Origin of the sequence: Veillonella denticariosi JCM 15641, from assembly GCF_002959855.1 — a bacterium.
GTDB classification, from domain to species: Bacteria; Bacillota; Negativicutes; order Veillonellales; family Veillonellaceae; genus Veillonella; species Veillonella denticariosi.
The window spans coordinates 458440-473794 of record NZ_PPDB01000003.1; the positions used below are offsets into that span (position 1 = coordinate 458440).

Consider the following 15355-nt stretch of genomic DNA (forward strand, 5'->3'; position numbering starts at 1 on the left):
ATTGATATGTACACATTTACCGTGGTATACGTACATGCGTCCATGTATATAACCCTGTTTGTAAACAGTTTCACTGATCCGTAAATCTATTTACATATGTCTCTATATACCCCCATGGGTATATCTTATGATTATGTTATACCCCTATGGGTATATTCGTGTCAATAACAAAATATGTACAGATATTCATGTATGTTCACAAAACCATATAATTACTGCTTTGTTACAATGCATGCCATTTTTATAACTGTACATTACACAAATACATGAACGGTTATTCATATAACAAACATATGGATATCGCTGTATCTATGCAAAAATGCCAACTGATACAACCTTTAATAACTATTTATCATAATTAAAAATTAAATATAGTCGACGTAATACCCTACATGGTATTATTACAAAAGACATGTTGTAGAAAGGATGTGTGACGATGTCGATTTTTTCTCCCGCTCCTCATATCGAACGTTTACCTGAGGCGCAAATTGATTCCACCTACAAACGACTTCGCAAAGAGGTCTTTGCCGGTACATTTATCGGGTATGCTACATTCTACCTGATTCGACAAAACTTCAGCCTTGCTGTGCCGTACATGATTGCCGAGTACGGTTACGCCAAAGCGGATCTCGGTGTTGTTATGACCGTCTTATCCGTAGCTTACGGTGTCAGTAAGTTTGTCATGGGTAATGCGTCTGACCGCTCTAACCCGAAGTATTTTTCAACGGTAGGTCTATTGCTGAGTGCATTAGTAATGCTATTATTCGGTACCTTGCCGGGCGTTATGAGCAGCATTCCTATCATGTGTGTTCTCGCTTTCCTAAATGGCTGGTTCCAAGGCATGGGGTATCCTCCATATGCGAAAAATATGGTTACTTGGTTCTCCCGCTCCGAACGCGGCGTGTGGTGGTCCTGGTGGAACGTATCGCACAATCTCGGGGGCGGTATCATTGCACCTCTTGCCACATTGGGTATCTATCTGTTCGGCACATGGCATAGTATTTTCTTCTTCCCTGCTATTATTGCTATCATACTTGCGATTCTCACCTTTGTTTTGCTGAAAGATACCCCTCAATCCTGCGGTCTGCCGCCTATTGAGGAATACAAACACGAACCGGTTACCCACACTCATAAAGAGGACCATACAAAAAGCACGTTTAAGGAAATTTTCTTTAAATATATTCTGCACAACAAATACTTATGGTACCTTGCTATTGCGAATATTTTCGTATACTTCATCCGCTACGGTGTAGTCAGCTGGGCTCCTACCTATTTAACTGCCGTGAAAGGCTTTACAAAGGAAGGTTCCCGTTGGGCCTACTTCCTCTATGAATGGGCCGGTATTCCGGGCATGCTCGTCAGCGGTTACCTGAGCGACCGTGTATTCCGCGGCCGTCGTGCTCCGGCTACGATCTGCTTTATGATTCTTGTTATCGTTGCCATTCTCGTATACTGGTTCAATCCGGCCGGTAATATCTTCATCGATAACTTGGCGCTCATCGCGATCGGCTTCCTTATCTACGGTCCGGTTATGATGATCGGCCTCCAGGCAGCCGACATGGTGCCACGCGAAGCAACGGGCGGCGCTACAGGCCTTACAGGTTTGCTTGGTTACCTCATCGGTTCCGCCGGTGCAGGCGCCTTCATGGGCCTCATGGTTGACCTCTATGGTTGGGACGGTGGATTTGTAGCACTCGTAAGTGCTTGTATCCTCTCCATCGTATTCTTGCTTCTTACCCTTGGTGATAAAAGACAATAGTATAGATTACGGATCATAGACCATATACCATACCAATTACACTAACGATACTTTCACACAAAAAGGACTCCAAGACAGCTTTATCGAGCTGTTTTAGAGTCCTTTTTATTAGTAATTCCGAGCTTATTAGATAAAAATTTATAAAACAAAACGTATGGCAAATTTACGCCGTTGCAAATTTATATCGTTGCAAATTTATATCGTTGCAAATTTACGCCGTTGTAAATTTATGTCGTTACAACTTATGACGATAGTCAATCTATTTATGCCACACATAAATATCCATCCAGTACTTTCAGATTATACACGAGACCAAGTCGTGCGAGCCCATGTAAAACGACAGCCATCACGGGTCCGATGAGGCCGAATACGCCGGCTCCGATGATTGCTATGTGGAATACTACGGATAGGATGAGCATACATAAATGGATTTGTTTGGCCCCCTTTGAAAGCGGCGCCGTCGGAGAGCTTTCATCAACAAGGGAGCCCATCATAAGAGACACGAGGATCAGTTCCAACGAACACGGACAGAGTACCAGTAGCAACGTAACGGTATACATAAAATCGCGTGTTAATGCAAAAGCGCCCATGGAAAGCAGCATTACCGCCACAACGATGACCGACGAATATCGGTTAAGCCCTTGTCTAATCGCCACCAGCGGTGCCGGCATAACGGGCAGCATATCATCATCGAGTGTATAGTGGGCCTCATCCGTAATTAGTTGTTCCAGGAAGAAACCGGCCTGCACGACAAGACCCACATAAGCGGCCGTGTGATAATCACCGATAGCAATGAGCGCCAACATGGCTACGACGATAAGGAAATTCGCATGAATTTCCAAATTATCCCATATGCTTTGCACGCTATTGATCAACAGCGGTAAACCGCAAATAAGGACGGTCACCCATGCCAGATCAATAATCGGGCTCATGCGCTCCGTAATTATATCCAACATTATGAATACTGCACCAAGGGCCAATATGCTCCCCTGTGTGCGTAATGACCAGTGCGCTGATAACGCTTTTAGTATTTTCATAAAGACCTCTCTATGAATAGATACCGGCCACACTTAAGCCGGAAATTCACATATACTTTGAAATAGATGCTTCTAACAATTTGTTTTTAAATAGTGGTTTTAAACTGACTAATCATTTACCTTTGAAGTAGTTAACAATTTACATTCTACGTAATTAGCCATTCACCTTCTAAGTAATCAGCTATTCGCCAACGTACCCATAGGGGTATATCTACTGTGAATATTATACAAAATATCTCCATGAATGACAATACCTATCAAAATATAACCCCTAAAGCAACCTTGGCGCACGAAGTGTAGGGTCTTCAAATCCTCCCTTACGAGGCTTAGTTAAAGATCTAATTTTAACTCATCAAATAGAACGCCCCTATCTCTAAAAACGACTTGGCGGCGCAGCAGTGGCCTTGGAGTCCCCCTGCGAGGTCTAGTTAAAGATCTAATTAGTCAGTAGCAGCTTAAATACAGGAATGAACATAGCTCCTAAAGCGACTTTGGCACACGAAGTGGGTGGCCTTCGGAATCCTCCCTTACGAGGCTTAGTTAAAGATCTAATTTTAACTCATCAAATAGAACGCCCCTATCTCTAAAAACGACTTGGCGGCGCAGCAGTGGCCTTGGAGTCCCCCTGCGAGGTCTAGTTAAAGATCTAATTAGTCAGTAGCAGCTTAAATACAGGAATGAACATAGCTCCTAAAGCGACTTTGGCACACGAAGTGGGTGGCCTTCGGAATCCTCCCTTACGAGGCTTAGTTAAAGATCTAATTTTAACTCATCAAATAGAACGCCCCTATCTCTAAAAACGACTTGGCGGCGCAGCAGTGGCCTTGGAGGCTTTTAGAGATAGGGGCGTTCCTTCATATTTGATATAAAATTAGAGCTTTAACGCCTCTACCCATTCGGCCTCTTTAAACCCGACGAGTACGCGGTCGTCCAGCACCAGAATAGGACGTTTCACCAACATCCCGTTCGATGCCAACAAAGCAAGTTTTTCCTCTTCACTGAGATTTGGCAACTTATCCTTCAATTGCTGCTCACGATATATCATACCGGACGTGTTGAAGAATGCTTTCAAATCCTTTCCGGATTGAGGATACCATGCCGCAATTTCCTCAGCTGTCGGATTTTCCGATTTGATATCACGATCGGTATATTTAATATTGTGATCGTCTAAAAATTTCTTTGCTTTTTTACAAGTTGTACATTTCGGATATTCTACGAATAACATATGGTCTCCTTTCCTATACTGTATAATCCTGCTTTTACCATAAGTGTAACAAACATATCAATTATCAACGGATTGATTAGCAACACATGTAATTTCTTTTAAATCTGCCTGAAGATTAACCATATCTTTCGCCTCAAGTAAGTCTAAATCCATTTGCATGCGAAGAAAAAAACCATTGGACATGCCAAAATATTTACATAATCTTAAATCTGTATCTGCTGTAATTTTACGCTTATTCTGCAAAATTTCTTGAATGCGAGACACAGGGACTTTAATATCCTTTGCCACACGATATGTACTAAGTCCTAATGGTCGCATAAACTCCTCCAATAAAACTTCACTCATCTTTGGCACGGGAATCAGTTCACTCATTCTAATCCTCCCTAATGATAATCTACAATTTCTACATCATGTAAGTTGCAATCCTCATCTATACGAAAACAAATACGATACTGCCTGTTGATTCTAATACTACACTGACCCTCTCTATCACCATGTAAAGCCTCAAATCGATTGCCTGGCGGAACCATAAAATCTTCTAAACATCGACAGGCATGAAGAAACCGTAATTTTAACAAAGCCTTCCGCTGAATATGAATCGGCAGATGCCGAGAATAACTACGGTAAAAAATTTTCTCTGTTTCCTTATCCTTAAATCCGATAATCATAAACCAGCTCTCCTTTATTATACCTGTAATACAGGTATAATTCAATATACTCTACCCGAATTGCAGGTACAAGAATGCTAATCTATGAATTATTTCTGTGAAAGTATGTCTAAAACCTGCTGATGTCACCAATGTTCACATCGTTCGCGGCCGAAAGATTCTCAAGGGCACGACTGCCAATACTACAAAAGAGAAAACTACCGACAGCACATAGAAACATAAATTGACACCTCATTCTGAAGATAGCACGCTTACAACTAAAAATAATACATACAATATTTCTTTTGATAGTAATCTACAGCATAAAAACTGAGTCAACAGAATGCTGAACTCAATCATAGTTGTATTAAATAGTAATCTACAGCATAAAAAATGAGTCCGCAGAATAGCGAACTCAGTCATATGTTGTATTAAATTATATATTCGGATGTCTGATAGATGATTCATCGGAAGAACCGAAAAATTATATAACAAAATCCTGAAGTAATGTATAGAGCCACCGCACAAGAATCAAAGGAAAAACGTCAGCCCCATAGCTACAAATATGGCCGGCAACAAATTGGCGATGCGTATTTTACCGGGCCAGATTAAATCGATGCCGACGCAGAAAATCAAAATCGATCCCACATAGGACAGATTATCGATAGCGCTTTGTGTCATGAGAGGCGCCGCAACGTGTGCCATAGCGGTAATAATCCATTGGGTCACGCCAACAGGAAAAAAGGAAAATAATGCACCTTTACCCATGGATGACGCCATGACCATAACGATAATACCATCGAGGATGCCTTTCAGCAGCAATGTCTGATAATTACCGGTAAGACCGTCCTGAATAGAGCCGAGCACGCCCATGGCCCCCACGGTAAATGTAAGGGACGCCGTAATAAAAGCATGTGTAAATTGCGGATCTCCGGAATTGCCCGTACGAGCTTTCACCCAGTCACCGAGCATCGTAATGAGCCTGTTAAAATCTATGATTTCGCCGATAACAGCGCCCGCCACCATGCTGATAATCATCAACAGCGGACCGGACGTCTGAATCGTGCCGTTCACGATGACCAGCATAAACTGCATGGCCCCGCTCATACCGAGAAGCAGAACGATGATACCGCTCACCATCATGAGGGTCTGCTTCAAATTGTCCTTCATGGAACGCCGAAACGCGAGCCCGATAAGGCTCCCCGCAATAATAAGGACCACGTTAATAACCGTCCCCAAACCAAACATACTGATTCCTTTCCTGTGAAAGCTGCCCCTCTTAGTCGGACGGACTTTATTTATATGCATTTTCGCATTTAAAAATCAACTTATAGCCCGAAACATTCAAGCATGAACAGTCTGTAAATATTCAAGCATGAACAGCCTATAAACATTCACACATAAACAACCCGTAAACATTCACGCATAGAAGCCTCTACTCATCATCTGCCGGCAAATGCACTACGTCCGCATTCTCATTGATTTCGTAAAAGCACGGACAGTCTTTAGCATGGTCGTTGATGAGGCCGGCCGCCTGCATATGAGAATAAATCGTTACAGGCCCGACAAACTTGAATCCCCGTTTCTTCAAGTCCTGACTGATCCGCGTGGACAAACCGTTCTTCGGCGGCACCTTTCCCTCCGGGTGACCGTCATAAATAATGGTCTTATGCCCTGTGAAAGCCCAGATATAGTCGCAAAAAGAACCGAACTCTCGCTGAATCCCCTGAAAAGCACGCGCATTATTGATGATGGCCTCTATTTTACGGCGTGCCTTAATCATGCCTTCCACCTTAAGGATACGCTGCACATCATCCTCGGTGTAGCGAGCCACCTTATCGATATCAAAATGATCAAAGCAGGACCGTATAATCTCCCGTTTGTTTAAAATCGTAAGCCAGCTGAGCCCGCACTGCAGATTTTCAAGGCAAAGATGCTCAAACTGATGTTGATCATCATGAACAGGCCGTCCCCACTCATAATCGTGATATGCATGATACAACGGCGTCGTAGGCCATTCACAGATAAACTTTTCCATAGAAAACTCCCGGGAAAATACAAAACAGTCTCTAACCGAACACCATTTCAAATTACGAATAGATTGAAATACCTGACACTACTTTCACAATAAGAATTATCCTAAACGAATTGCACTATACCTACGCTAAGCCCTGTGCCCACAGCAATATATCATACATGAGGGCCATAACAAGCGCCATGATGAGATTGCCGCCGACATAAAACGGCACCAGATAATAGACGAACAGCAGCATTACGTGCAATGTTTTGCGAATCCACGAAACCGACGTGCTCTTATGAACCTTATTATCGATTAAATCATATACGCGGCAGGCGGACTCTATTAGCCGCTGCATCCAGGCCGGGATGCTTTTACCATCATTCAGCGCAGGGCAGTAAAGGAGCACAAGCGGCAGCACAATGGCATCAAGCGCCAACAACACGGCCAATGTGAGCGCAAAGAGATCAACATCGCCCTCCCACGTCAGAGGTCGAGCGATAAAATGAAGCCCCCACAAATAGGCTTTGTACACTATATACGGTTCTAACAGCCACAACAAAGGCTTCAATACACTCATGAGACTACCTACACCAAACAGAATAATAAACGCATATGCACACGCTTCGGAGTGAACCGGCGATGACATACGCGCAACAGTTTATAATATAAAACTAATTATAACAGATTTGAGGCAAATTGTGAGGTATAGATTCATAAAAATCACATAAAAATGTTGCTTTCAACATCATATTGAAAGCAACATTCTTACGAGGAGTCTATTCGACCACATCAATAATCTCGCCGATGTACATATAATGCGGTTCCCAACGATTGTGGCCCGCTTGCGTATACACAGGTGAATTAGCTGCATAAAACGCCTTCACATGATCTGCCAAATGAGCCTCATCAAATTGATGTTCATACAGTTTTCTGCATACGAATGTCAATTCCGCCTCCGCAAAGGTCACGTCATCCCCTATCTTCACAGGCGTCAAACCGGAATTAGACACCTTATCCTCATTACGCCCCGAATGAGACCCCAAGTAACCGAGCGCCTGACGATAGCTGTCCGGAAAAAAGCTGACCGTAAATGTATCGTATTTAGCCATAAATTCCTGCGTATACCGTGCCGGATGAATATATACCGTCACCGTCGACATATCATCGTCATTAGGTCCCCAAATATTGCCGAGACTGCCCCAGCTGACGGTACATGTATTAAAATCATCTAGCGTGCCGGCCGTTACAAGTGCCCAACGGTCTGCGAACATGGTAAAAGCTTTGTAATTACGAGATTCAAACGGTTTCATAGAGATACCCCCGTCATAACACTGACAATTTATTATCGAGCTATAATAGATTTGCTTTCAAAAATATACTAAAAAACTATCTTATTCTCCGGTTTATCTCCGTATTTATTTGTATTCTTATTCCCCGGGATAACCACTAACAGCAATTTAACAAACAGTAACACCAAACCTATATCCGGCGACCAAATGGCAACGATACTGGATAAGATATAAACAAATGCAAGAAATGTCGGTCCATTCACATCATGAATGCGTCGCGAGGCCACCGCTAATTCTCGAAGGATAGCAATAAACACAATCGGTCCGCCGATACAAATACCGACTGTGGAAAATTTAGTCAAGCCCAGAATATATCCACCCACAAAACCGATAACAAAGACGATTAATAAATTAACTAAAAAAGATCGACGATTCATCCGTCCGGATAAAGATAACAGTGCTTTCAATTGTTCCATATGTATCATCCTCTTTCTCATATCTATTCATGCAGACAATCATGACCATTTGTGAAAGAAAACGCACGCTCTCACTACAAGAACGTGCGTTGTTGAAATCATTTATTTTCGCGCAGGAAATAAGCTTTCACCTGATTCAATCAGTATATGAGCCTATCAGAATTCAGCGAGAGCCGATTATTATTTACCGCCCCAGATAAGTCGGTATACAGCATAAGCCGGTGTACCAGGAGTTACCTTATGAGCCTGTTTGTTGGTTTTTTCCTCTTTCACCACATATCCCTGAGGATTATATAAAGTGACTTTAAGATCCTTTACTTCGCGTTTTTTATTATTGAATTCTTCAGTCACGATATAGTGATAACCTTCAGCATCCATCGCCTTGATATCCAATGTAGCTTTCTTATCATCCTTCTTAACGGAATCGTTATCGATAGACCAGGTAATACCGTTATTATCAGTACCTACAGTATACCAGTTAGCCGCATCAACACTACCGATACCGCCGATTAATAAAGCCCCTGCTGCCAATACAGCTGCCAATGTTTTTTTCATATCAATACCTCTCATAAAAAATAAAATATAAAGATAGTATATAAGGGAAAAATAAATATTGTATGAAAATTATCTCTATCAACCGGCATCAAAGTATTTCCGAAATATACAATCACTCCAGAATTAAATCGATAGAAATCTACTTATAAAAATCTTCCATCAATCTATTCAAATCAGTTTTTAACACTATTTGTCTCTGTGAAGTTAATTGACATATTAATGATATCAACATAGTAATTCATCTTCTCTCAATTTCGAAAGAAACGATAAAAATTCGGCATAAGTTGAGTAACTAACTCTGTCGGTTCATATAGAACAAACTTCTTCACTTTTCTTGCTTTCAGTAACTTTGCATCTTTTAAAATTTGTAAGTGTCTCGATACACTTGAATCAGTCATTAATAAAATTTGTGCTAAAGACTGCGTCGTACATGGTTTCTCCAAAACATAGTTCATAATTTGCAGCCGCACTGAATCGCTCAAGGCTTTAAAAATAGTAACTAATCCCTCCGGTGTGGAGTTATAGTAACTTGGTTGCTCCATAATATCATAAGTAATAGCAATTCCTTGATTAAAAGATTCAACAAACAGATGCGGCCAAATAAAATAGCTTGGTAACAGCATAATAGAGTCACTGTCCTTTAAATGAATCTCTTGGTCAAAAGGTTTAATAATGGATAAGGCATCTTTTTTCCAATGAATTCGATCAATTTGTAAATGATTAAACATCTCTATAAAACCTTTTTCCCTCAAAAATGAAGATTGCTTTTGTATTTCAATTAAAAGCTTTTGCTCAATTGATTTTTCTTTCCAAGTATCATCAAAAATTGATTTTCTATACCAATCAATAAAAGAAAAAAGCCTCCGGTAAACACTTGTAGCATTTCGCTTCAAATCTTTAAGCAATTGATCATTTTCATTTAAAGAAAAATCTTTCCACTCTAGTCCTTTTGCTAATGTTGGAATAAAGGCATTTTCTCTATCATCTATTATTCTCTCCAAATACTCAATTAATCGAATAGTCGGATAATTAACAAGAAATTCCTTTAAATTTTGTATTTCCTCTTCAATCGTTGTCATATGATAACGAAAATTACAAAGCAAAATAGGAGAGACCCCCAGTTCATAAAAAAGTTGGAAATAATGAAGATTCTCATAAAATTCTTCAGTAAGTTTATCTTGTATCTCAATCACCCAATCAATATTAGTTCCATGATGGCGCGGATTTAAAAGCACATGTAAACTTCTAAAAAGTTCATTTAAAGGGGAATACACAAATTGTATTCTTTGTATTAACGTTTCATTTGTTTCCAAAGCATAATCGCTAAACCGAATTGTAATAGCCATAAACATCCTCCTATACGATTCGATATTTTTTGAATCGTTTGATTATAGACTTTAGACTTATTATATTATACTTAAATAGTTTTAAAGAAAAGGAGAAATCTTTATGAATAAACAATTGCAAGATTTACTCATAACAATTGTTGCAGGTATGGGAATGTTATTATCCACTCTCGATACAGGAATTATCAATATAGCATTACCCTTTTTAAAAGAACAATTTCAAACTTCAACTGATATTGCAGCCTTCACAATAACCGGTTATACTTTAGCTTTAGCTATCTCTATCCTACCTTTAGGCGTATTAAGCGATAAATTTGGAAAATTAAAAATTTCGTATTTAGGATTCGTGCTTTTTGGTCTAAGTTCTCTATTTTGTGGCTTAATTAACAATATCAGTTTATTAATTATTGGACGAATTTTTCAAGGCATAGGAGCGGCTGCTTTACAAGCTACTTCTGCCGCACTAATTACAACTTTAGTTTCTGAAAAACGTAAAAATAGCTCTATTGGTATCCTCGGAATTATGATTGGTCTAGGCCCAATCCTAGGGCCCTCTTTAGGCGGGATCATACTTTCTTTAAGTTTCTGGCAACTTATTTTTTTGATAAATATTCCTTTTGTAATTCTCGGAATTGCATGTAATAATTTTCTTCTCAATAAACTCTCCGAAAAAAACAACAAACGGCAATTAGATATTCTTGGAATTACCATAAACGCTCTAATGTTAGTTTCACTCTTATTAGGATTATCTTTATTAAACAAATTACATCTATTTATAGTTGGTATAATCCTGATACTATCCAGCTTGTTGCTCGGAATTATATTTTACTATGTGGAACTTAATAACAAACATGCACTTATCGATATCAAAGGATTAAAAAATAATCCTCAAGTAATCTCTTACCTTCTTCAAACAGTTACCTTCGGCTTTGCCTCCGCAATGATATTTTTACTTCCCCCCTTCATTTTTGAACAATCATATCATCTAGAAGTTGGGCAAACTGGATTTCTTGTTTTAGGAGCTCCTACAGGGCTGGTGCTTTTTTCAAGAATATCCAGTAAAATCAATAACGGAGATAAAAATAAACTATTCAGCCATATTGGTCTAAGTATTATTATCATATCCTTGATTTTTCTTTTACTAATCAATCCTAACTGGCCTTATCAACTCTTAACATTAGGATTATTCATTTACGGTATTGGTGGTGGATACTTTCAACCGGCTAATATTGCCAGTATCATGCAAGCCAGTCCTATGGAAATCCAAGGAAGTACAGGAGCTTTGCAACGAATGCTGCAAAATATTGCGATTTCAATCGGTTCAGCTATTGGTGCAACTTGCTTAAATATTTGGTCAAATGATTTATTATTAGCAACTCGAATTGGTTGGGGAATTACACTAATTCTAGTTATCATAAGCTTAAAAGAAGTAATTAAATTTTTCCATCATAAATAATTAATTTATTCTAATCTAGAGGCTGTAATTAAAACTTAGTTCTAATTACAGCCTCTTTGTCATATTCATTCAACAACAAATCCTTCCTAAAAACGAAGGCGCACTCTCCTAGGAACGTTATGCCCTCTGAGGGAAAATTTAATCCAACACGCTTGAATATAGATATTCGCTCTGAATGCATAATGCCTGACAAGAAAAAGACACGAACCTCCTCTGAAAGCCGAACTTTATCCTCACTGTGGATTTTCCTTCACTGCTTCGCAGTTTGGTAAATCTTACGTTCGGAACTAAATGATGCTTGGCATCTATACGTCCCTACGGTCCTCTATCTGCTCAAGCCCTACTTAGCCGCACATGGCGGGTGACCTTGGAGGCTATTTCTATTATTGCAAGGCCCTCTGAAAATAAGCTAATACACAAAAGAATCCCCCTCCTAAAAACGACTTAGCGCACGTAGTGGGTGGCTTGCTGGAGTTTTTAGGAGGGGGATTCTTTGCTCACTAATAGATTATTTTCCCCAGAGGGCCTGCATAACTTCCGCCCCCATGGTATCCCCTTCAATTTTCATCGGTTTTTGTGCTTTTTTATTGGTCAATAGCGCAATCCCCGCATTGCTGTACACGGTTGATTCAAGTTCCGTCCACATTTTTGCATTGCGATCGATACGCACCGTATAAATGTAGGTAAAGCCTTCCACGTTATTGACCTTTACCAATACGGTCGCCATATCATCCGTTTTATACACGGACGCATTATCGATAAACCAGGTCGCATCATCAGCATCCGCATCAATATAATACCAATCTGCCGCATTCGCCTGTCCGAAACCGCCAGCAAACATTACCCCTGCCATAACAATGGCAACTAACCATTTTTTCATATGTTACCCCTTAATATACCCTTTACGACCAGAGGCGACCATCAACGATGGTCGCCCGCCAGTTTCTTACATGAATATACATACAGTATATGACGAATGTACATATCCTTTCACAGAATACAATAGATGTACGAAACATCCCGATATTCTATTATAATTCTTCTTCGTTTTCAATTTCCCCTGCCGGAATAACAGCAATACTTGCAACCTTATCGCCTTCGTCAAGGTTCTGCGTTTTCACGCCGGAAATAGCTTTGCCTTTCTTCACGGCAATATCGTTCATGTTGAAGCGGATAATCTTGCCCTGCTCGGAAATGAGCATCACTTCGTCATCATTATGAACGACCTCTACGGCCACTACGTCGCCGGTCTTGTTCGTGATTTTAAAGTTCTTCGATCCCTTACCACCGCGTTTCTGCAATGTGTACGCATCCGCATCATTGCGCTTGCCGAAGCCCTCTTCGGAAATGGTGAAGATCTGCACATCCCGTTCCTCCGTATCAAGAACGCCGGCACCGACAACTACATCGCCCGTATTGAGCTTAATACCGCGCACACCGTGAGCCGCCCGTTTCATGAGGCGCGCATCATTTTCGTTAAAACGGATAGCGATACCGAGTTTCGTACCGATCAGAATATCTTGATTACCGGTCGTTACATTGACGGAAATCAAGCGATCTCCTTCGTCGAGATTAATCGCATTGAGACCGGAACGACGAATGTTACGGTATTCTTCGATAGCTGTACGTTTCACAACGCCGAGCTCCGTCACCATGAATAAGTTTACATCTTCCTGTATACGTTCAAGGTCGATCATGGTCGTAACCGATTCACCCACAGCGAGAGGCAATACATTGACCATCGCGGTTCCGCGGGAATTGCGGGAACCCGCTTCCGGCACTTCGTACGCCTTGAGGCGATACGTACGACCCGTAGACGTGAAGAATAGCAAGGTATTATGCGTCCGCACATGCATAATCTGCGTTACATAATCATCTTCCTTCGTCTTCATGCCGATAACGCCGGCACCGCCTTTATGCTGGTTGCGATATACGTTCGCATTCATGCGCTTGATATACCCCTGTTTCGTCAAGGTAATAACCATTTCTTCGTCAGCGATGAGGTCCTCCACATCAAGATCGGACGTATCGATCGTGATTTCAGAACGACGAGGATCGCCGTATTTCTTCTTCATATCGTCCAGTTCGTCCTTAACGATTTGACGTTGACGCGCTTCGCTGGCAAGGATGGCTTTCAAATCTTCGATCAATGCCAACAATTCCTTGTATTCGTCTTCGATTTTCTCACGTTCCAAACCTGTTAAACGGCGTAAACGCATATCGAGGATGGCTACCGCCTGTTTTTCTGAAAGCCCGAATTTCTCCATCAATGCGTTGCGTGCGATGTCGTCCGTTTGGGAACTGCGAATCGTCGCAATCACTTCATCGATGTGATCCAGTGCAATCAATAAGCCTTCCAAGATGTGAGCACGCGCTTCCGCTTTATTGAGTTCAAAGCGCGTACGGCGTACGATTACATCGAGGCGATGATCTAAGTAGTAGCCCAAGACTTCTTTCAAATTCAATACGCGAGGATGACCGTCCACGAGGGCGAGCATAATCACGCCGAATGTTTCCTGAAGTTGGGTATGTTTATACAATTTATTAAGCACGATATCCGGTTGCACATCGGCGCGCAATTCGATAACGATACGCAAACCTTGGCGGTCGGATTCGTCGCGCAATGCGGTGATACCGTCCACAACCTTGTCACGGCTGAGGTTCGCGATACTTTCAATCACGCGAGCCTTGTTAACCTGATACGGAATTTCGGTAACCACAATTTTATGCTTACCCTTGGACATCTCTTCGATAGATGCACGAGCACGCATTTTCACGCTGCCGCGACCTGTGGCATACGCTTTTTTGATGCCTTCCCGACCCAAAATGAGAGCCCCCGTCGGGAAGTCAGGCCCTTTGATGGCTTTCATCAATTCATCCACAGTCACATCCGGATTGTCGATGAGCATCGCAAGACCGTTGCACACCTCGTTGAGGTTATGCGGCGGAATATTTGTCGCCATCCCTACGGCGATACCGCTGGAACCGTTGATGAGAAGATTCGGAATCTTCGCCGGCAAAACAGTCGGTTCCTGCAAGCTTTCATCATAGTTCGGCATAAAATCAACGGTTTCCTTGTCGATATCGGCAAGCATTTCCGTCGTGATCCTCGCCATACGAACCTCGGTATAACGCATCGCAGCAGCACTATCACCGTCGATGGAACCGAAGTTACCGTGCCCGTCCACCAATAGGTAGCGGGTGTTGAAATCCTGCGCCAAACGAACCGTCGCATCGTAAACGGAGCTATCACCATGTGGATGATACTTACCGAGTACGTCACCGACGATACGGGCGGATTTCTTGTACGGCTTGTTCGGCGTCATGCCTGTTTCGTGCATAGCGTACAAAATTCGACGATGCACCGGCTTCAAACCGTCGCGCACATCCGGAAGCGCACGCATAACGATTACGGACATAGCGTAATCGATGTACGCGTTCTTCATTTCTTTATCAATCTGAACGGGATGAATGTTCCCGTGGGACCACTGTTGGTCTGCCACAATCTCACCTCATTTTACTAACACTGATACTGATTCATCACA

General features: G+C 41.6%; 15 protein-coding genes. 2 read left to right on the forward strand and 13 right to left on the reverse strand.

Going from position 1 to position 15355, the window contains the following annotated elements:
• The first annotated feature begins 436 nt into the window (after positions 1–436).
• On the forward strand, positions 437–1759 hold the full coding sequence (gene glpT, locus VEHSUH05_RS04525) for a glycerol-3-phosphate transporter (protein WP_105090858.1): 1323 nt from the start codon (positions 437–439) through the stop codon (positions 1757–1759).
• Positions 1760–2022: 263 nt separating this feature from the next.
• Here the strand turns inward: glpT and VEHSUH05_RS04530 are convergent, their stop codons facing one another.
• The 11 genes from VEHSUH05_RS04530 to VEHSUH05_RS04585 form a co-directional block, all read right to left on the reverse strand.
• Positions 2023–2796 (reverse strand): hypothetical protein, encoded by a 774-nt coding sequence (locus tag VEHSUH05_RS04530; RefSeq protein WP_105090859.1) that lies wholly within the window; start codon positions 2794–2796, stop codon positions 2023–2025.
• An 871-nt stretch (positions 2797–3667) separates the two neighbouring features.
• Entirely contained in the window at positions 3668–4021 is a 354-nt protein-coding gene (locus VEHSUH05_RS04535) for a Spx/MgsR family RNA polymerase-binding regulatory protein (protein WP_038117523.1), read from the reverse strand.
• Positions 4022–4078: 57 nt separating this feature from the next.
• Positions 4079–4393, reverse strand: coding sequence for a HigA family addiction module antitoxin (locus VEHSUH05_RS04540; RefSeq protein ID WP_038117525.1), 315 nt, complete (start codon positions 4391–4393; stop codon positions 4079–4081).
• Positions 4394–4404: 11 nt separating this feature from the next.
• Positions 4405–4689: a type II toxin-antitoxin system RelE/ParE family toxin gene (locus VEHSUH05_RS04545; RefSeq protein WP_054674476.1), complete on the reverse strand. Its 285-nt coding sequence runs from the start codon at positions 4687–4689 to the stop codon at positions 4405–4407.
• Between the two features lie 510 nt (positions 4690–5199).
• Positions 5200–5916 (reverse strand): DUF554 domain-containing protein, encoded by a 717-nt coding sequence (locus VEHSUH05_RS04550; RefSeq protein WP_105090860.1) that lies wholly within the window; start codon positions 5914–5916, stop codon positions 5200–5202.
• Positions 5917–6103: 187 nt separating this feature from the next.
• The gene (locus VEHSUH05_RS04555; protein WP_105090861.1) at positions 6104–6706 is read right to left on the reverse strand and encodes a DNA-3-methyladenine glycosylase I; all 603 of its coding nucleotides are present in this window, start codon (positions 6704–6706) and stop codon (positions 6104–6106) included.
• A 121-nt stretch (positions 6707–6827) separates the two neighbouring features.
• Positions 6828–7265 carry a hypothetical protein gene (locus tag VEHSUH05_RS04560; protein WP_038117532.1) on the reverse strand — a complete coding sequence of 146 codons (438 nt, stop codon included), beginning with the start codon at positions 7263–7265 and terminating at the stop codon, positions 6828–6830.
• A 199-nt stretch (positions 7266–7464) separates the two neighbouring features.
• Positions 7465–7998, reverse strand: coding sequence for a flavin reductase (locus VEHSUH05_RS04565; RefSeq protein WP_105090862.1), 534 nt, complete (start codon positions 7996–7998; stop codon positions 7465–7467).
• A gap of 68 nt (positions 7999–8066) precedes the next feature.
• On the reverse strand, positions 8067–8453 hold the full coding sequence (locus tag VEHSUH05_RS04570; protein WP_051435773.1) for a DUF805 domain-containing protein: 387 nt from the start codon (positions 8451–8453) through the stop codon (positions 8067–8069).
• A 180-nt stretch (positions 8454–8633) separates the two neighbouring features.
• Positions 8634–9008 carry a hypothetical protein gene (locus VEHSUH05_RS04575; protein WP_038117538.1) on the reverse strand — a complete coding sequence of 125 codons (375 nt, stop codon included), beginning with the start codon at positions 9006–9008 and terminating at the stop codon, positions 8634–8636.
• Positions 9009–9256: 248 nt separating this feature from the next.
• Entirely contained in the window at positions 9257–10354 is a 1098-nt protein-coding gene (locus tag VEHSUH05_RS04585) for an ArsR/SmtB family transcription factor (RefSeq protein WP_038117540.1), read from the reverse strand.
• A 103-nt stretch (positions 10355–10457) separates the two neighbouring features.
• Between VEHSUH05_RS04585 and VEHSUH05_RS04590 the strand changes: the two genes are divergently transcribed.
• Entirely contained in the window at positions 10458–11810 is a 1353-nt protein-coding gene (locus VEHSUH05_RS04590) for an MFS transporter (RefSeq protein ID WP_038117543.1), read from the forward strand.
• A 508-nt stretch (positions 11811–12318) separates the two neighbouring features.
• Here the strand turns inward: VEHSUH05_RS04590 and VEHSUH05_RS04595 are convergent.
• Positions 12319–12690 carry a hypothetical protein gene (locus tag VEHSUH05_RS04595; protein ID WP_038117545.1) on the reverse strand — a complete coding sequence of 124 codons (372 nt, stop codon included), beginning with the start codon at positions 12688–12690 and terminating at the stop codon, positions 12319–12321.
• Positions 12691–12841: 151 nt separating this feature from the next.
• Positions 12842–15313: a DNA gyrase subunit A gene (gene gyrA, locus VEHSUH05_RS04600; RefSeq protein ID WP_038117547.1), complete on the reverse strand. Its 2472-nt coding sequence runs from the start codon at positions 15311–15313 to the stop codon at positions 12842–12844.
• Between the last annotated feature and the right edge of the window lie 42 nt (positions 15314–15355).